Below are 18,261 nucleotides of genomic sequence, written 5' to 3' on the forward strand. Positions count from 1 at the left end.
GAAAGCGGTATCAGAGGTCCCTGATCTTGTCCGCCCGCAACGGGCAGGCGAGGTAGACACCGAATTCCTTGCCGATATCCGCGCTGACCCGCGCATGAACGGCACCCTGACGGTCGAGGAAGCGCTGATTGTCCTCAACGGGGAAAATCCCCTCATGCCAGATGCCGGGATGGATATAGAGCCCGCGCGAGCCGTCGCACCAGAAGGCCACCACCTTGTCGGGCGTCAGGTTGTCCCCAGGTAGGGCAGCGGGGATGATGAAGGGCTTGTTGTCCAGCGGCCAGAACATCTGCCCGCCATCGGGGTGATAGTTCATATGCCACAGCAACACCTGATCGCGGGGTGCGGTCTGGCTTTCCGCCTGTGCCTGTTGCGGATCGGTGGACCAACCCAGGACATAGTGGCCGTTCACCGCTTCGTTCCGGCCATAGAGCACATCGCCCTTCCACTCGCCGTGGAACGTGCCCTCGACCCAGCCACCTTCGTCGCCGGTGCCCTCGTCAATGGGCCGCCAGCCCTGCTGCGGCCAGCGGGTGATTTCGATCTCGAAGGTTTCGGGATCATCGACCAGACAACCATAGCCCTTGACTGACTCGTCGGTGGCGCGGATCAGCGGGACCTCGTGCCACGGCAGCGAGGGCTTGGTGCTGGCCTCAAAGATATATTCCGGCGCGTTCATGACGTCCCCATGTGTTTGTCGACCATACGCTGAACCATCGGTGCGAAATGGGCAAAGTCGGGTGTTTCCATATCAGCGCGCTTACCCGCCTCGTCCAGATAGCGGACCTGAATGATCTCTTTCAGGTTCGGGTTGGCCTCGAATTCGGCCACTTCCTCAGCGCTCATCGGGCCGCCCTGCAGTTCCAGCGTGTGGACCGAGGCATCAGACAGGCGGTTGAAGTATTCGGGCTTGGTGGCGCAGAGATACCGCTTGGCCGCCACATGGTAACGGCAGCAATCGGTGATGACCGAGGGGAAGAACTGTTCCAGCACCGCCGCGCCCGCATCCTCGTGATGGCGGTCTTTGGTGTCGTCGGGGTGATAAGTGCCGAACTCGGACGTGAAATGGCCGATGTCGTGCAGCAGCGCGCCAACGATGATTTCTTCGGGCATCCCGTTCTGTTCGGCAATGGTGGCGCCTTGCAGCATGTGTTCAGCCATGGTGACGGGTTCGCCCAGATATTCCTCTCCACCGCGGCGGGTGAAGATGTCGCCGATGAAAGCGACGATATTGTCCCGGTTGAGGGTCGAAAAATCCGGTTTCATTCCGCCGCCTCCGGTTGTGCCATGTCCATTGCCGCCAGTGTCGACAGCAGCCCGTCCTTGTCGGCGTAACAGCCCTGCAACCAGCGCGAGCCCGCACCGGAATAGCCCAGCCGTGCGTGCAGAACACGGGTGTTGTCGACGATAAAGCTTTCACCCGGTTCCAGCTTGAACGATACGCCCATCGCGGGGTCATCGATGATCTCGCCCAACTGGCGATAGGCGGCGTAATAGGCCTCCATCCGGTCAAACGGGATATCGACCAGTGGTGCGGTCGAGCGGTTGTTGAAGCGAATGCCGACCAGCTCTCCGTCCGGCGACAGTTCGATCATCGGACGGCGCGACCGCAGGCAAACCCCGTCCGAGCCTTTGTATTCGAACCGCGCCGGGTAACCCACCAGCAGGGCAAAACCTTCGGGGTTCTGTTCGCGCAGTTTCTCGGCGGCGCGGAAACCGTCGACCACGATCGAGTCGCCGCCCTCGGCACTGTTTTCCAGACAATAGAGGATCTGCAGCGTCGGCACCGGGTCGCGATAGGGGTTGTCGGTGTGGGCCTGCAAGCCCAGCCCGGTATAGGCGAGATTGGTCGGGTTCACCTCGGTTCGGACCTCGAAATAGGGGCCGTAATTGGTCTGACGGACATAGCCGAACAGATCGGCCACTTTCAGCAGCGATTCCGGCTCAGACGGGCCGTTTGTCAGCTTGGCAAAGCCGAACTCGGCCACCGCAGCCAACCAGTCGCGCTTGGCGGTGGGGTTGGCATGCACCGCGTCCCAATCCGCGCCGGGCGCATCGATGCCACGTTCCCATGTGGTGATGCCGGGGGCGATGCGACCGATGTCTTGCGCCGCGTCACGGTCATAGATGTGATCGGCCAGCCAAGCGGCGGGGAAGATTGCGGTTTTGTCTTCGGGCTGGAAGGTGACGCTCAGATCGCCGTTCAGAACCTCGGCGGCACTGATAGAAATGTCAGCGGGAATGTCGCCGATGGTGATCAGGCGTTGGCCGTTGCCCGGCGCGCGGGTCTCGGGGTCCAGCGCGTTGTCGCGCAGCCAGATTGTGTGGAAACGGGCCTGGGTTCCGGTGTCAAATTCGACGGTCACGACCGAGGCGTCATGGGTGGCGATGCGCAGCATGAGGGTCTCCTGTTCAGCGTGGCTTTGCTTGAGGAAATACGCGTCCCGTGGCATTACGACAATTAATCCTTATTGCTGCTGAGGCTTGGAAAAACTAATGGCTAAGAAAAAGATCGGATTGCCGCCTTTGGATTGGCTGCGCGTGTTCGAAGCCGCCGGGCGGTTAGGTGGGTTTTCCGCCGCCGCGAAGGAGTTCGGCCTGACTCAGGCAGCCGTCAGCCAGCGGATCGCAAATCTTGAAACGTGGCTGGGTCGCACGCTGTTCGTTCGCGAGGCGCGAGGCGTGTCGCTGACGGTCGAGGGCGAAAGCTATCTGCCGTTGGTTCAAGACAGTTTGCAGGCGTTGGAGCGCAACACCGAGGATCTGTTCGGCAAAACCCCGCGTGAGCTGCGTGTCGCGGGCCTGTCGTCCCATATTTATGCGCTGGTTCTGCCCTGCCTGCCCGTGTTTCTCGAGATGCGTCCCAAGGTGCAGGTCCTGACGGATTCCGTGGCACGCCGGTCGTCGCTGGATGAGGAAAAGACCTGGCTGCAAATCCGTTACGGCCGAGGCACCTGGCCGGGGCGAGAGGCCGCCTTGATCGCGCAAGAAGTTCTGGTGCCGATGGCCGCACCCGGCGTTGCGTGGGGTGCGCCTCTGGTTGATCAGCGCGGTGAACGCCCGGGATGGCGCGACTGGGCTGCGGCTGCGGGGATGGATGACCTGCCACCCGCTCGGGTCAGCTTTGATTCAATGGGTCACGCGATTGCCGCGGCCCGGCAGGGGATGGGGGTGGTTCTGGGCTCGGTGCCGTTGGCGTCGGGACAATTGCGCAGCGGGCAATTGTGCAGGCTGGGTCTGCCGGAATTGCAAACGCGCGAAGGCTATTGGCTGACCTGGCCCGAGGATCGGGTGCGGTCAAAGAAACAGCGCGCGTTGATTGATGATTTTCTGCAGGCGTTGCGGGGCTGAACGATCAGAAGTCGATCGCGATGCCTTTCTTCTCCCAATCGCCGTAACGGGCCGGGTCGGGACCATCGCGCCCACCCAGTTCCCTGGGCATCTCTTTTGCCTCAGCCTCGGCCTTTTTGCGGCGCTCTTCGGCCTCGGCCAGCGCGCGTTGGGCGGCAGGGGGCAGGTCTTTGCGGTCGTCGCTCATGACATCGGGTTCCTTTCCGTGCAGGGTCTTGATATACGCCCCCGTCCGCGTTTGGCAATGCGGGCGAGGGTCACATCAAAGGCGGTTCCATGTCCGACAACGCAACAGCGGCGCGACGCAGCGCGATCTATCTGCTGGATCAGATTCTGGGGGAAGGCCGGTTGCTGTCCGAATGTCTGGCCGCAGGTGCGCTGGATCGGCTGGACCCCGAGGACCGCGCGCGGGCGCAGCGGCTGACGTTGGAAACCCTGCGCGGCCTCGAACGCGCCGACCGTCTGCTGGACAACCACCTGAACCGGACGCCTGCACTGACCGTGCACAACGTCCTGCGCCTCGGCGCGGTTGAACTTTGTCACGGTGAGGCTGCGCATGGTGTGGTCAACTCCCTGGTCGAGATTGTGGGTCGCTCGCGTAAGCACGGCCGTCTCAAGGGCCTAGTGAACGCGGTGCTGCGCAAAGTGGCCGCGGAAGGGCCCGAGGCGTGGCCCAAGATGCGGGTGCCGCGTTTGCCGGAATGGCTGCGCGATCCGCTGATCATGGCGTGGGGTGCCGAGGCCATCGCGGGCATGGAGCAGGCCCATTTCGCCGGTGCACCGCTGGATATTACCGTAAAGCCGGGCGCGAGTGGGCCAGGAGACGCGCTGCCGACCGGGTCGCTGCGGGTGCAGGATGCGGGGCAGGTCTCGGCCTTGCCGGGGTTCAACAGCGGTGATTGGTGGGTGCAGGACGCGGCGGCGGCTTTGCCGGTGCAGGTGCTGGCGCCGAAGGCGGGGGAAACCGTGCTGGACCTCTGCGCCGCGCCAGGAGGGAAGACGCTGCAACTGGCCGCAGCCGGGGGCAAGGTCACCGCACTTGATATCTCGGAAACGCGGTTGGAGCGGGTGCGCGAGAACCTCAAACGCACCGGTCTCAAGGCCAATGTCACTGCGGGCGACGCGTTGGAGCATCAGGGCCAGTACGACGCCATCCTGCTGGATGCGCCCTGTTCCGCCACCGGAACCATTCGCCGCCACCCTGATTTGCCTTTTGCTAAGGATGGCTCGGAATTCGGCGGGCTGATCGAGCTGCAAGCGCAAATGCTGGCCCATGCCTGGACGCTGCTGAAACCCGGCGGGCGGTTGGTCTATTGCACCTGTTCCCTGCTGCCCGATGAGGGCGAAGTGCAGGTCGAAGAGGCGTTGGACCAGTATCCCGACATGACAGTGGATCGCGATGCGCTGACCATCGCCGGGGTCGACCCGGACTGGATTACCGAGGAAGGCGGCCTGCGTCTGCGGCCCGATTATTGGGCGGATCGCGGCGGGATGGACGGGTTCTACCTGGCCTGCCTGAACAAATCCGCCTGACACGACGCTTTTCGGTGACTTGACGATCCGTGCGGTCTATCGTTGGGTCTCAAGCGCCAGCAGAGCGCAAGAGGCAGAGTAACGAGCGTCATGTCAAACTCAGATACCATGACCAACCGATGGGCGCGGTTCCAGAACCGTCTCTATGCGCGGCTCAGCCAGCGGCGCAAAGCGGTCAGCGGGTTTGTGTCCGAGCCCGAGCCCCGAACTGTAGGGTCCTTCGCGCGCGGGCGGCAGCTGGTGGCGGGCAATCTGCTGTTTGCCGGATATCTGGTCGAGGCGCAGGATACCAACCTTTGGGATGTCACCGCGCCAAGCACCGGGTTTGACAATGAACGCCACGGGTTTGCTTGGCTGGACGATCTGGCTGCGGTCGGCGACATGCGCGCCCGCGAAAAGGCGCAGCGCTGGGTCTGGGGCTGGATTGAGGCGCATGGGCGCGGGCAGGGGCCCGGATGGGCGCCCGATCTGACCGGCCGGCGGGTCATGCGCTGGATCAACCACGCGGCGTTCCTGCTGCGCGGGATGGATGAGGCGCAGACCAAAGCCTTCTTCCGCGCGTTGGCGCAGCAGACATGGTTTCTGTCCAAACGCTGGCACGCTGCCACACCGGGGCTGCCCCGGTTCGAGGCGCTGGCCGGGCTGGTACAGGCGGGGCTTGCCCTGAAAGGGTTGGAGCAGCTGGCCGATCCGGCGCTGCGTGCGCTGGCCAAGGAATGTGAAAAACAGATCGACGCGCAGGGCGGTATTTCCACCCGCAACCCCGAAGAGCTACTGGACGTGTTCACCCTGCTGTCCTGGACTTCGGCCGCGCTGGGCGATCTGGGACGCGGGACACCCGCAGCGCAGGCCGATGCGATCAAGCGGATGGCCCCCACGCTGCGCAGCCTGCGCCATTCCGACGGTGCGCTGGCCCGGTTTCACGGTGGCGGGCGCGGGGTCGAAGGGCGGCTGGATCAGGCGCTGGCCCAAAGCGGTGTTCGGCCGCAGCACGCGAATGGGCTGGCGATGGGGTTTTCCCGGCTCTATGCCGCACGGACCAGTGTGATCGTGGATGCAGGCGTGCCACCCAAAGGGGCCGCGTCCCTGAATGCCCATGCCTCGACCCTCGCGTTCGAGCTGACCTCCGGTCGGCGGCCCTTGATCGTGAATTGCGGCTCGGGCGAAAGTTTCGGTTCGGAATGGCGGCGGGCAGGCCGCGCGACGCCGTCGCATTCGACCCTGTGCCTGGATGGCTATTCCAGCGCCCGGCTGACCCCCGCAGGGAACGGCAACGAAAACGAAGCGTTGGTCGACGCGCCGCAGGAAGTGCCGGTCGATTTCGAAGACGCGTTCGAGGGCATGCGCTTTATGGTCGGGCATGACAGTTACACCAAGACCTTCGGCCTAACCCATGCCCGCACGTTCGAGCTGCGCTTTGACGGGCGCGAGCTTACGGGTGAGGATATTCTGCTGACCGCCACCGACAAGGCTAAGCGGCAGTTCGACAAGGCGATGGACGCCTCGGGCCTCAAGGGTATTCGCTATGATGTCCGGTTTCACCTGCATCCGGATGTGGATGCGGCCATCGATTTGGGCGGCGCGGCGGTGTCGATGGCGCTCAAAAGCGGTGAGATCTGGGTTTTCCGCCACGACGGTGTTGCAAAATTGACCGTCGAACCAAGCGTTTATCTTGAAAAAGGCCGATTAAAGCCCCGCGCGACAAAACAGATCGTTCTATCCGGGCGCGCAATGGAGTATGCGACCCGCATCCAGTGGACGTTGAGCAAGGCACAGGATACAGCCTATGCCGTGCGCGACCTGCACCGGGACGAGCCCGAGTTTGACTGACGCCAAAAGGACCTTTGGACCCATGACCGACCTTCACCCCGTGCGCCGCGCGTTGCTTTCCGTATCCGACAAGACCGGATTGATCGAACTGGGACAGGCGCTGTCCGAGCGCGGGGTCGAGCTGCTGTCAACCGGCGGCACCGCAAAGGCTCTGCGTGATGCGGGGCTTGCGGTTAAGGATGTCAGCGAGGTTACCGGCTTCCCAGAAATGATGGACGGCCGGGTGAAAACCCTGCACCCAATGGTTCATGGTGGCTTGCTGGCGCTGCGCGACAACGACACCCACGTCGCCGCGATGACCGAGCATGGCATCGGTGCCATCGATCTGCTGGTGGTGAACCTTTATCCGTTCGAGGCCACCGTGGCCAAAGGTGCCGATTACGATGAATGTGTCGAGAACATCGACATTGGCGGCCCGGCGATGATCCGCGCCGCGGCCAAGAACCATGCTTTCGTCAACGTTGTCGTGGACGTCGAGGATTACGAGAAGCTGCTGGGCGACATGGACCAGCATAACGGCGCGACCTGCCCGAAATTCCGCCGCAAGCTGGCGCAAAAGGCCTATGCCCGCACCGCCGCCTATGACACCGCCGTGTCAAACTGGCTGGCCGACGCGCTGGAGCTTGAAGCCCCGAAACGCCGCGCCTTTGCCGGCGAGCTGAAACAGACCCTGCGCTATGGCGAGAACAGCCACCAGTCGGCGGCCTTCTACACCGACGGCACCAACCGCCCCGGAGTGGCGACCGCCGTGCAGCATCAGGGCAAGGAACTGAGCTACAACAACATCAACGACACCGATGCGGCGTTTGAGCTGGTGGCCGAGTTTGACCCGGCACAAGGCGCGGCCTGTGCCATCATCAAACACGCCAACCCCTGCGGTGTGGCCAAAGGCGCGACTCTGTTGGAGGCCTACAAAGCGGCATTCGATTGCGACCGTACCTCGGCCTTTGGTGGCATCGTAGCGCTGAACCAGCCGCTGGACGCTGAAACCGCGCAGGAAATCACCGGTATCTTCACCGAGGTCGTGATCGCCCCCGGCGCATCGGACGAGGCCAAGGCGATCTTTGCCGCCAAGAAAAACCTGCGACTGCTGACCACCGAAGGTCTGCCGGACGTGACTGCAGGCGGCAAAACCGTGCGTCAGGTGGCCGGTGGCCTGCTGGTACAGGACAAGGACAATGGCTTTGTCGGCATGGATGACCTGAAAGTGGTCACCAAAAAGGCCCCAACCGAGGAGCAGATGCGCGACCTGCTGTTTGCGTGGAAAGTGGCGAAACACGTCAAGTCCAACGCCATCGTCTACGTCAAGGACGGTGCGACTGTGGGCGTGGGTGCGGGCCAGATGAGCCGCGTCGACTCGGCCCTGATCGCAGCCAAGAAAGCCGAACGCATGGCTGATACGCTGGGCTTGGCCCAACCGCTGACCATCGGTTCTGCCGTAGCGTCTGACGCGTTCTTCCCCTTCCCCGACGGTCTGATGGAGGCCGCCGAGGCCGGTGCCACCTGCGTCATCCAGCCCGGTGGATCGATGCGTGACGATGAGGTGATCGCGGCGGCGGATGAAGCCGGTCTGGCCATGGTCTTCACCGGCATGCGCCACTTCCGCCACTGATGCGCTTTCGCCTTCTGCTCTGGGCCGCGCTGGCCGCGTTTCTGATCGACCAGATCAGCAAGTATCTGGTCGTTCACGTGATGCGCGTGGCCGAGGGCAAAATCGATGTCCTGCCGCCCCTGTTGGTGTTCAAATACGGCGAAAATCGGGGTATCAACTTTGGCCTCTTCCAAGGGGATACCGACACCGCACGCTGGATTCTGATCGGTATCTCGCTGGCCATCTCGATCGGCGTGCTGATCTGGCTGATGCGCACGGCACCGTCTAAACTGATGCTGTTCTGTGGCGGGTTGCTGATCGGCGGCGCGCTGGCAAATGTGCTGGACCGTGTGATCTATGGATATGTTCTGGATTTCCTGAACATGTCCTGCTGCGGCATCAACAACCCGTTCGTGTTCAATCTGGCTGATGTCTTCATCTTTGCGGGCGCCATCGGGCTTGTGTTGTTCGAGGGCAAAAAGCCCTCGTGACGCGCCGGATGATATGCGATAAAAGCGCCTGAAACTGGCTGGAGACTCTGATGCGGTTGCCGCGTTCCATACTTGCTGTGACACTGATCCTTGCAGTTGCCGGGTGCTCGAATGTCGGTTTGCGCCATCTTGAGGCGCCGGGAGACGGCCCGGATGAGTTCTCGGTTATGCCGGTGGAACCACTGACCCAGCCCAAGGACTACAAGTTCCTGCCTGCGCCAACGCCGGGTGGAACAAACCTGACCGATCCGAATCCGAAGGCGGACGCGATTGTGGCGCTGGGCGGTAACGAGGCGGCGCTGAATGCCAATGCCGCCATCCCGTCTTCCGATGCGGCGTTGGTGACCGCGTCCAGCCGCTATGGTGTGCCGTCCAACACGCGGCAGGTTGTCGATACCGAAGATGCCGAATTCCGCAGGAAACAGGGCCGCCTGACCCGTCTGCGCCTGTTCAAGGTGGACCGCTATTCGCAGGTGTACGAGCGTCAGTCGCTTGATGCCAACGCGCAAAACGAAGCGGCGCGCCGTGCGGGGATCGAGACGCCTTCCGCGCCTCCGGTCGATGAATAAATCTTAACTTTCCGTCATCGGCCTTGAACCTGCGCTGCACCACCGTAGTTTGAACACCATTGAACGAAACGGAGGACGCCCCATGGTTCGGGCTCTGGCATTGTCTGCCGCCCTTGTTGCCGCCACCCCCTTGCTTGCCAAAGAGGGGCACGAGGCGGTCACAACCTTCACGCTGGATAACGGCATGAATGTCGTTGTGGTCGAAGATCACCGCGCGCCGGTCGTGCAGCATATGGTCTGGTACCGGGCCGGGTCTGCGGATGAGCCGGTCGGCTCGTCCGGCGTGGCGCATTTTCTGGAACACCTGCTGTTCAAGGGCACTGATACGCTGGCCCCGGGTGAGTTTTCAGCCACGGTTGCGGCCAATGGCGGCAATGACAACGCGTTTACGTCCTATGACTACACCGCCTATTACCAACGCGTCGCCGCCGACCGGTTGGAGCTGATGATGCGGATGGAGGCGGACAGGATGCGCAACATCCGCCTGAGCGAAGAGGACATCGTCACCGAACGCGACGTGATCCTAGAAGAACGCAATCAGCGCACTGATAACAGCCCCCGTGCCCTGTTTGGCGAGCAGATGAGCGCATCGCAGTATCTCAACCACCGCTATGGCGTACCGATCATCGGCTGGCGGCACGAGATGGAGACGTTGGACATGGAGGACGCGCTGTCCTTCTACCAGACCCATTACGCGCCCAATAACGCCATTCTGGTGGTGACCGGCGATGTGGAACCCGACGCGGTCAAGGCACTGGCCGAGAAATATTATGGTGTCATCCCCGCCAATCCGGAGCTGCCCGAACGGGTGCGCTCGCAAGAGCCGCCGCAAACCGCCGAACGTCGCCTGACTTTCAAGGATGCGCGGGTGTCCCAGCCCTATGTGCAGCGCAGCTATCTGGCGCCCGAACGCGATCCGGGTGAGCAGGAGAAAGCCGCAGCGCTGTTCCTGCTGGCCGAGTTGCTGGGTGGCAGCACCACGTCCTATCTGAACGAAAAGCTACAGTTCGAGCAGCAAATGGTCGTTTATGCCGGGGCTTTCTACCGCGGTGTCTCTCTGGACGACACGACCTTCGATCTGCTGGTTGTTCCGGCGCAGGGCGTGTCGCTGCGAGAGGCCGAGGACGCGATGGATCAGGCGGTGGCCGATTTTATCACTGAGGGTGTGAACGAAGAAGACCTTGACCGGATCAAGATGCAGTTGCGCGCGGCCCAGACCTATGCCCGTGACAACGTGGACGGTATCGGCAACCGCTATGGCCGCGCCCTGACCAGCGGTCTGACGGTCGAGGATGTGCAGGCCTGGCCCGATATCCTGCAGGCCGTGACGGGGGATGAGATCATCGCCGCCGCCCGCGAGGTGCTGCAACCCGAGGCGTCGGTCACCGGCTGGCTGATGCGCGACGATGAGGTGACGCAATGAAACGCATATTCGCAACTCTGATCGCTTTCGTCATCGCGCTGCCCGCATGGGCCGAGATCGAGATCGAAGAGGTGACCTCGCCCGGCGGCATCACCGCTTGGCTGGTTGAGGACCACTCGATCCCCTTCACCGCGCTGGAACTGCGTTTTCGTGGTGGCACTTCGCTGGACGAACCCGGCAAGCGTGGGGCCACCTATCTGATGAGCGGCCTGATCGAAGAAGGTGCCGGCGACATGGATGCCCGCACCTATGCGCGCGAACTGGAATCACTGGCGGCCTCGTTCAGCTACAACGCGTCTGATGACTCGGTTTCGATTTCGACCCAATTCCTGACCGAAAACCGCGACGAGGTGATTGACCTGCTGCGCACGACGATCCACGAACCGCGCTTTGATGAGGACGCGGTTGAGCGGGTCAAGGCGCAGGTTGTATCGGGCCTGCGGTCGGACCAGACCGATCCCAACGACATAGCCGGACGTAACTTCGCGAGTATGGCCTATGGCGATCATCCCTATGGCACCGAAGGCAAGGGGACGATCGAAAGTGTCAGCGCGCTGACCCGCGATGATGTGGTCACCGCTTATGACAACGTGTTTGCCAAGGACCGGCTCTATGTCGGTGCTGTGGGCGATATCACGGCCGAAGAACTGGGTGTGCTTCTGGACAAGCTGCTGGCTGACCTGCCCGAAACCGGCAAACCCATTCCGGACCGCGCCGACGTGACCATCCCCGGCGGGGTCAGCGTTGTCGAATTCGACACGCCCCAATCGGTGGCCCTGTTCGGCCACGCGGGCATCGACCGGCATGATCCCGATTTCTTTGCCGCTTTTGTGATGAATCACATTCTGGGCGGTGGCGGGTTCGAAAGCCGCCTGATGCAGGAAGTGCGCGAAAAGCGCGGCCTGACCTATGGTGTGGCGACCTATCTGGTGCCCAAGGATCTGGCCTCGGTCTATCTGGGTTCGGTGTCCTCGGGCAATGACCGCATCGCCGAGGCGGTCGAGGTGATCCGCAATGAATGGGCCCGGGCCTCGTCCGAAGGCGTGACGCAGAAAGAATTGGATGATGCCAAGACCTATCTGACCGGGGCCTACCCGCTGCGCTTTGATGGCAACGGGCAGATCGCCGGGATCATGGTCGGGATGCAGATGGATGATCTGCCCATCGACTATATCACCACCCGCAACGACAAGGTGAACGCGGTGACGCTGGAAGATGTGAACCGTGTGGCCAGTGAACTGCTCGACCCCGAAGGGCTGCATTTCACCGTTGTCGGTAAACCCGAAGGTCTGGAAACCACGAATTGATGAAAAGGGGGCTGAGCGCGCCTCAGCCCTTTTTCCCCGCTGCGTTGCGCAGCATCTGCCCCATCATCTGACCAAATTTGCCCGAGCCGCGCTGATACAGCGCGCCATCCACAGCCATCACCGTGCCGCTGATATAGCTGGCCAGATCGGAACTGAGGAACAGGCAGGCATTGGCTACATCCTGCGGCTGACCCCAGCGGCCCAGAGGCACATCGCGACGCAGTTCTTCATGGGCGTTTTCGGTGGGTGCCAGACGTTTCGCGCCTTCGGTCCCTTCGATGAACCCGGGAACGACCGAGTTCACGCGGATGCCCTCGACCCCCCATTCCATCGACAGGGTGCGGGTAATCTGATCAACGCCCGCCTTGGCGGCGCAGACATGGGCCTGGCCCTCGTACGGCAGATAGGATTGCGGCGCCGAGATATTGATGATGCTGGCGCCGGGCCGTTTGAGATAGGGATAGGCCCCTTTCATCACATGGACTGTGCCCATCAGGTCGATATCGATCACGGTTTTGAACGCGTTGACCGACATCTCGGCCGCAAGTGCGGGGAAGTTGCCCGCCGCACCGGAAACCAGCACATCGAAATTGCCGAACGCGTCGTGGAACTGTTTCAGGCCCGCTGCCACCGCCTCGGGGTCGCGCACATCAAAGGCAGCACCAATGGCGTCAGCCGCGCCCGCAGCCATCAGCGCGGCGACGGTGTCATCTACCTTTTCCTGCGACCGGCTGGCGACGGCCAGTTTGGCACCCGAGGCCGCAAAGGCCTCGGCAATGCCCCGGTTGATGCCGCTGGTGCCGCCAATGACGATGACGGTTTTGTTTGCAAAATCCATGTAGGCCTCCCTTCGAGGGGAGCCCTACTCTCCGTAGGGCACCCAGATGTTCTTGATCTCGGTCGAAGCCTGAAGGAAGCGGCGGGAATGGTCCATGCCCCAATCGAATGCCGTCGCGTTATTGACCCAGGTCCGTTTCAGGTTCCCGGCCGAGACGACCTCGATCTCTTTCGACAGATCGGTGGACGAGAACGACCAGACCGCATCCACGTTCAGATGCGAGGCCAGCGGTTTCGCCAGTTCCGCATGGCTGCCGGTCAGGATGTTGACCACGCCTGCGGGCACGTCCGACGTTTCCAGAATTTGGTAGAAATCCGTGGCTGCCAACGGGTAGGGCTCGCTTGCTGCCAGCACCACCCGGTTGCCCATCGCAATCGCCGGAGCCATGGCCGAGACCAGACCCAGCAGAGGCGCCTCATCCGCGCAGAGTGCGCCGATCACGCCGACCGGTTCCTTCATGGCAATGGCAACGCCCCGGATCGGAACGCCGTGCACCTGACCGTCATATTTGTCGGCCCAAGCGGCAGCTGTGAACAGGCGCTGGATCGAGGCCTCGACCTCTTTCGCGCCGTCCTTCTTGCCGGTCATGGCGTCGATGCGTGCGGCGAATTCCTCGGCACGGGCCGATAGGTTTTCACCGATGTAGTACAAGATTTGCGCGCGCAGATGGCCGGTGGTCTTGGACCAGCCTTTGGCGCCCGCCGCGGCCTCAACCGCGTTGCGCACATCCTTGCGGTTCGCCAGACCCACATGGCCCAGCAGGCCGGATTTGCCCCAGATGGGTTTCGAATATCCGCTGTCGGGCCGCGCCTGTTTGCCGCCCACATACATCTTGGCGGTGCGGTCAATGGGGTCGACCGGAGCCCCTTCGCCCATGGTAGCCTCGACTTTGGTCAGCGGCTTGGCCTTGCCTTTGGGCTTGGTGTAGGCGCTCAGACCTTCCCAGCCGCCTTCACGACCGAAACCGCTTTCGCGCACGCCGCCGAAACCGGCAGCGGCGTCGAACAGGTTGGTGGCGTTGACCCAGACCACGCCTGCGACCAGTTTGGGCGCGATATCCAGTGCGAGGTTCACGTTCTCGGTCCAGACTGTTGCGGCCAATCCGTAACGGGTGTTGTTGGCCAGTTCGACCGCCTCTTCCGGGGTGCGGAAAGTCGAAGAGACCAGTACCGGGCCAAAGATCTCTTCCTGCATCAGCGGGTCCGAGGTTTCGAGGCCCGAGATCAGGGTCGGCGGGTAATAGCATCCATTCGCAGGCAGTTCACAGGCCGCCTGATGGACATGACCTGCGGTATTACTTTCGACCATGCCCTTGATGGTCTGCAGCTGGACCGGGTCCACAACCGCACCCACGTCGATGCATTTGTCCAGCGGATCACCAACGCGCAGCTTGTCCATCCGCGCGCGCAGCTTGTCGTGGAACCGGTCGGCGATGCCTTCCTGAACCAACAGGCGCGAGCCCGCACAGCAGACCTGACCCTGATTGAACCAGATCGCATCGACCAGACCTTCGATGGCGCTGTCGATATCGGCGTCGTCGAAAACGATGTAGGCGGACTTTCCACCCAGCTCCAACGTCAGTTCCTTACCCGAACCTGCAGTTGCTTCGCGGATACGGCGGCCAACCACGGTCGACCCGGTAAAGGCGACCTTGTCTACGTCCGCGTTCACGATCATCTCGCCCACCGCGCCATCGCCAGTGACGATGTTGACCACACCTTTCGGCAGACCAGCCTGCGAGCAGATATCGGCAAACAGCAGCGCGGTCAGCGAGGTATACTCGGCCGGTTTCAGAACCACCGTGTTGCCCATTGCAATTGCCGGCGCGATTTTCCACGCCAGCATCAGCAGCGGGAAGTTCCACGGGATGATCTGCCCGCACACACCCAACGCCTCAGCATCCGGCAACTCGCTCTCCATCAACTGCGCCATTCCGGCGTGGTAATAGAAGTGCCGCTGCGCCAGTGGGATGTCGATGTCGCGCGATTCCCGGATCGGTTTGCCGTTGTCGAGGCTTTCCAGCACAGCAAACAGCCGCGCGTGTTTCTGCAACAGCCGCGCAATGGCATAGAGATACCGCGCGCGGCCTGCGCCGCCCAGCTTCTCCCACTTAGGCTGCGCCTTGCGGGCAGCGGCGACAGCGTTGTCCACGTCAGTCTGTTTGGCTTGCGTCAGCTTGGCCAGCACCTCTCCGGTCGCAGGGTTGCGGCTGTCGAACCCTTTGCCGGGCTTGGTGAAACTGCCGTCGATGTAATGGCCGAACTTGTCGCCCTGATCAACTAACCAGGCCAGCGCCTCGGCGGCGCTTTCGGGGGCGGGGCCGTAATCCATGGTCTCAAAAATCTCTTTGACTGTCATTGTTCTTGTCCTCAGCCCATGGAGTGACGGTAGCCAGCCGAGTAGGACCCGGTGACATAGTGTTCCAACTGCCGTTCGATATCGCCCAGCAACGACGACGCGCCAAAGCGGAACAGGTCCGGTTCCAGCCAGCGGTCGCCCAGTTCGTCCTTGATCAGCGACAGGTAGACAAGCGCGTCCTTGGCCTTGGAGATTCCACCCGCAGGCTTGTAGCCAACCCGATATCCGGTGCGATCATAGAAGTCGCGGATCGCTCTGATCATCACCAGTGACACAGGCAAAGTGGCGTTGACGCTTTCCTTGCCAGTTGAGGTCTTGATGAAATCGGCGCCCGCCATCATGCAGACCAGCGAGGCGCGGGCGACGTTGCGTAGGCTGCCCAGTTCTCCGGTCGCCAAAATGGCTTTGACATGGGCATCACCGCAGGCCACGCGGAAGGCTTTCATCTCATCATACAAAGCCTGCCAGTCACCTGACAGCACGTGGCGGCGCGAGATCACGATGTCGATCTCTTCGGCCCCGGCCTTCACGCTTTCCTCGATCTCGGCCACGCGCAGGTGAAACGGCGACAGTCCTGCGGGAAACCCTGTGGAAACGGCAGCGACGGGAATGCCGGTGCCCTTCAGCGCCTCAACGGCGGTTTCGATCATGTCATGATAGACACAGACCGCGCCGGTGGTGATCGGCGGCATGTCCATCGCCTGCAGCAAACCGGGCGTGACCGGCTGGCGCGCCTTGGCGCACAGGCGGCGCACGCGGCCCACGGTGTCGTCGCCTGCCAGCGTGGTCAGGTCGATCATGGTGACCGCCTTCAGCAGCCACGCGGCCTGATAGTCTTTCTTCACCGACCGCCGACCGGGCAGGGTCGCCGCGCGTCGTTCGATAGCCGAGGTGTTGACCTGCACAGCGCGCACCCAGTCCAGATCAAGGTCCATACCGGGGTTTCTGGGCTCGGTCACTTGCGGCAGATGCGCGGTGCGCACGGGGCTGTCTGAGCTCTGCGTTTCCATAATCACATCCTTTGGGAGGTTTGCGCCAAATTCGCACGGGTTGCGCGTAAATGGAAGGCATACAGGGGCTGCGGCCGTATATTTTTTGACCAAATGGACAAAATTGGCATTTTCTTGCGAATAATTCGCAAGAGCGTTGACTTAGTTGCGAATGGTTCGCATATTCATTCTTAACAGTTTACCAAATCGGGGTCTGAAATGATTCGTCGCAGCTTTCTTGCAGCACTGGCCATTGCCGCTGCATTGCCATTGACGGCCTGGGCCGAAGCACCGCTGAAGGTGGTTGCCACCACCGGCATGATTGCCGATGCCGCGCGTCAGGTGGGTGGAGATCAGGTCGAGGTGAAGGGCCTGATGGGTCCCGGCATCGATCCGCACGCCTATCGCCAGACCCGCAGCGATATCGTTGCCATGACCCGCGCGGATCTGATCCTGTGGCATGGTCTGTACCTTGAAGCGCAGATGGAAGACTTCTTCCACGATCTGGGCCGCAAGCGGGCGGTGGTGGCTGTGGCCGAGGGGGTCGACACGTCGAAACTGCGCGCCCATGACGATTACGCCGACAAATACGATCCGCATGTGTGGATGAGCCCGGCCCTGTGGCGCGACGTGGTCGTCGAAGTGCAAGAGGCGCTGGCCGAAGCGCGTCCCGACGCCGCCGACATCTTTGCTGCCAACGCGCAGGCGCATCTGGCCGAGATCGATCAGTTGGAAGCCTATGCGGGCCAGGCGCTTGCTTCCGTTCCTGAAAACAACCGCGTGCTGGTCACCGCGCATGACGCCTTTGGCTATTTCGGCGCGGCGTACGGCTATGAGGTGATGGGCATTCAGGGAATCTCGACCCAATCCGAGGCTGGCCTGAACCGGATCGGAGAGCTGGTGGACACGCTGGTCGACAAACAGCTGAAAGCGGTATTCGTGGAAAGCTCGGTATCCGACCGGTCGATGCGCGCGTTGATCGAAGGTGCCGCGGCCAAAGGTCATGATGTGGGTGTGGGCGGCGAGCTGTATTCCGACGCCATGGGCGAACCGGGCACCTATGAGGGCACCTATATCGGAATGCTGGACCACAATATCACCGTCATTGCAGGCGCGCTGGGCGCGGATGTGCCCGATCGCGGCATGAACGGCAAATTGTCGGCGGGGTTTTGAGTGATGCTGGAACTGGCCGCAAATCAGGGTGTTACAGTTGCTGAAAACAGCCTGGACGACAGCCCTCTGGCCATTCGCGGCCTGACAGTTTCGTACGGCCAGAAACCTGCGGTGTTCTCGGTGGATATGACCGTCCAGCCCGGTGCGATGACAGCGATCATCGGGCCGAACGGGGCAGGGAAATCTACCCTGCTCAAGGCTGCTTTGGGGATCGTTTCGCCACTATCCGGGCAGGTGACCGTCTACGGCAAGCCGCTGGAGCAGCAACGTGCCCGCATCGCTTATGTGCCGCAGCGCGCCAGTGTGGATTGGGATTTCCCGACCCGTGTGATCGACGTGGTGCTGATGGGCTTGTCCCGGGAATTGGGCCTGCTGGGCCGCATTCGCGCCCGCCACATGGCCCGGGCGATGGACTGCCTGAACCGCGTGGGAATGCACGATTTTGCGGACCGTCAGATCGGCCAGCTTTCGGGCGGTCAGCAGCAACGGGTGTTTCTGGCCCGCGCATTGGCGCAAGAGGCTGATCTCTATCTGCTGGACGAACCCTTTGCCGGTGTCGATGCGGCCACGGAAAAGGCCATCATCGCGGTGCTGAAATCGCTGAAAGAGGCAGGGAAGACCGTCATCGTCGTGCATCACGATCTGGCCACCGTCACCGACTATTTCGACCATGTTTTCCTGATCAACACCCGCAAAGTCGCCGAAGGACCGGTGGCCGAAGCCTTCACCGCCGAAACCCTGCAATCGGCTTACGGAGGCCGTCTGGCCACCGCCCAGATCGACCAGATCTCGCGCGCACTGGGGTAAA

The 18,261-nt window shown here is 62.2% G+C and carries 17 protein-coding genes; 10 read left to right on the forward strand and 7 right to left on the reverse strand.

From position 1 onward, the window contains the following. Positions 1-10: 10 nt before the first annotated feature. From ACR0KW_RS21520 to tmpA, 3 genes are read right to left on the reverse strand one after another with little or no spacing between them, the layout of a single operon-like run. Complete coding sequence (locus tag ACR0KW_RS21520; protein ID WP_480806837.1) at positions 11-679, reverse strand: ureidoglycolate lyase; 669 nt, start codon at positions 677-679, stop codon at positions 11-13. Further along, complete coding sequence (gene tmpB / locus ACR0KW_RS21525) at positions 676-1,266, reverse strand: (R)-1-hydroxy-2-trimethylaminoethylphosphonate oxygenase (protein WP_480806838.1); 591 nt, start codon at positions 1,264-1,266, stop codon at positions 676-678. The genes ACR0KW_RS21520 and tmpB overlap by 4 nt, the downstream gene beginning before the upstream one ends. Beyond that, a complete protein-coding gene (gene tmpA / locus ACR0KW_RS21530) occupies positions 1,263-2,399 on the reverse strand; it encodes a 2-trimethylaminoethylphosphonate dioxygenase (protein WP_480806839.1) in 1,137 nt (378 codons plus the stop codon). Before tmpA ends, tmpB begins: the two co-directional genes overlap by 4 nt. Positions 2,400-2,496: 97 nt before the next feature. Between tmpA and ACR0KW_RS21535 the strand changes: the two genes are divergently transcribed. Further along, a complete protein-coding gene (locus ACR0KW_RS21535; protein WP_480806840.1) occupies positions 2,497-3,351 on the forward strand; it encodes a LysR family transcriptional regulator in 855 nt (284 codons plus the stop codon). Between the two features lie 4 nt (positions 3,352-3,355). Here ACR0KW_RS21535 and ACR0KW_RS21540 read toward each other — a convergent pair whose 3' ends face one another. Next, complete coding sequence (locus ACR0KW_RS21540; protein ID WP_480806841.1) at positions 3,356-3,538, reverse strand: DUF1674 domain-containing protein; 183 nt, start codon at positions 3,536-3,538, stop codon at positions 3,356-3,358. Between the two features lie 89 nt (positions 3,539-3,627). Here ACR0KW_RS21540 and ACR0KW_RS21545 point away from each other — a divergent pair, with 89 nt between their 5' ends. The 7 genes from ACR0KW_RS21545 (at position 3,628) to ACR0KW_RS21575 (ending at position 12,095) form a co-directional block, all read left to right on the forward strand. Further along, complete coding sequence (locus tag ACR0KW_RS21545; RefSeq protein WP_480806842.1) at positions 3,628-4,884, forward strand: RsmB/NOP family class I SAM-dependent RNA methyltransferase; 1,257 nt, start codon at positions 3,628-3,630, stop codon at positions 4,882-4,884. A 90-nt stretch (positions 4,885-4,974) separates the two neighbouring features. Further along, complete coding sequence (locus ACR0KW_RS21550; protein WP_480806843.1) at positions 4,975-6,714, forward strand: heparinase II/III family protein; 1,740 nt, start codon at positions 4,975-4,977, stop codon at positions 6,712-6,714. A 22-nt stretch (positions 6,715-6,736) separates the two neighbouring features. Further along, the gene (purH, locus tag ACR0KW_RS21555; RefSeq protein WP_480806844.1) at positions 6,737-8,326 is read left to right on the forward strand and encodes a bifunctional phosphoribosylaminoimidazolecarboxamide formyltransferase/IMP cyclohydrolase; all 1,590 of its coding nucleotides are present in this window, start codon (positions 6,737-6,739) and stop codon (positions 8,324-8,326) included. Then, a complete protein-coding gene (gene lspA, locus ACR0KW_RS21560; RefSeq protein WP_480806845.1) occupies positions 8,326-8,796 on the forward strand; it encodes a signal peptidase II in 471 nt (156 codons plus the stop codon). The genes purH and lspA overlap by 1 nt, the downstream gene beginning before the upstream one ends. Positions 8,797-8,846: 50 nt before the next feature. Continuing rightward, positions 8,847-9,365: a DUF3035 domain-containing protein gene (locus tag ACR0KW_RS21565; protein WP_480806846.1), complete on the forward strand. Its 519-nt coding sequence runs from the start codon at positions 8,847-8,849 to the stop codon at positions 9,363-9,365. Between the two features lie 82 nt (positions 9,366-9,447). Then, positions 9,448-10,788 (forward strand): M16 family metallopeptidase, encoded by a 1,341-nt coding sequence (locus ACR0KW_RS21570; RefSeq protein WP_480806847.1) that lies wholly within the window; start codon positions 9,448-9,450, stop codon positions 10,786-10,788. Further along, on the forward strand, positions 10,785-12,095 hold the full coding sequence (locus tag ACR0KW_RS21575; RefSeq protein ID WP_480806848.1) for a M16 family metallopeptidase: 1,311 nt from the start codon (positions 10,785-10,787) through the stop codon (positions 12,093-12,095). The genes ACR0KW_RS21570 and ACR0KW_RS21575 overlap by 4 nt, the downstream gene beginning before the upstream one ends. 22 nt (positions 12,096-12,117) lie before the next feature. Here ACR0KW_RS21575 and ACR0KW_RS21580 read toward each other — a convergent pair whose 3' ends face one another. The 3 genes from ACR0KW_RS21580 to deoC are packed head-to-tail and all read right to left on the reverse strand — an operon-like array spanning position 12,118 to position 16,301. Next, complete coding sequence (locus tag ACR0KW_RS21580) at positions 12,118-12,933, reverse strand: SDR family oxidoreductase (RefSeq protein WP_480806849.1); 816 nt, start codon at positions 12,931-12,933, stop codon at positions 12,118-12,120. 24 nt (positions 12,934-12,957) lie between these two features. Beyond that, the gene (locus ACR0KW_RS21585; RefSeq protein WP_480806850.1) at positions 12,958-15,291 is read right to left on the reverse strand and encodes an aldehyde dehydrogenase family protein; all 2,334 of its coding nucleotides are present in this window, start codon (positions 15,289-15,291) and stop codon (positions 12,958-12,960) included. 11 nt (positions 15,292-15,302) lie between these two features. After that, positions 15,303-16,301 (reverse strand): deoxyribose-phosphate aldolase, encoded by a 999-nt coding sequence (deoC, locus tag ACR0KW_RS21590; protein WP_480806851.1) that lies wholly within the window; start codon positions 16,299-16,301, stop codon positions 15,303-15,305. A 198-nt stretch (positions 16,302-16,499) separates the two neighbouring features. On the opposite strand from deoC, the gene ACR0KW_RS21595 reads away from it, so the two are divergent. Continuing rightward, on the forward strand, positions 16,500-17,453 hold the full coding sequence (locus ACR0KW_RS21595) for a metal ABC transporter solute-binding protein, Zn/Mn family (RefSeq protein ID WP_480806852.1): 954 nt from the start codon (positions 16,500-16,502) through the stop codon (positions 17,451-17,453). Positions 17,454-17,456: 3 nt separating this feature from the next. Next, positions 17,457-18,260: a metal ABC transporter ATP-binding protein gene (locus tag ACR0KW_RS21600; RefSeq protein WP_480806853.1), complete on the forward strand. Its 804-nt coding sequence runs from the start codon at positions 17,457-17,459 to the stop codon at positions 18,258-18,260. Position 18,261: the final 1 nt, after the last annotated feature.

The sequence above is a fragment of the Ruegeria sp. CG11 genome, assembly GCF_056537245.1.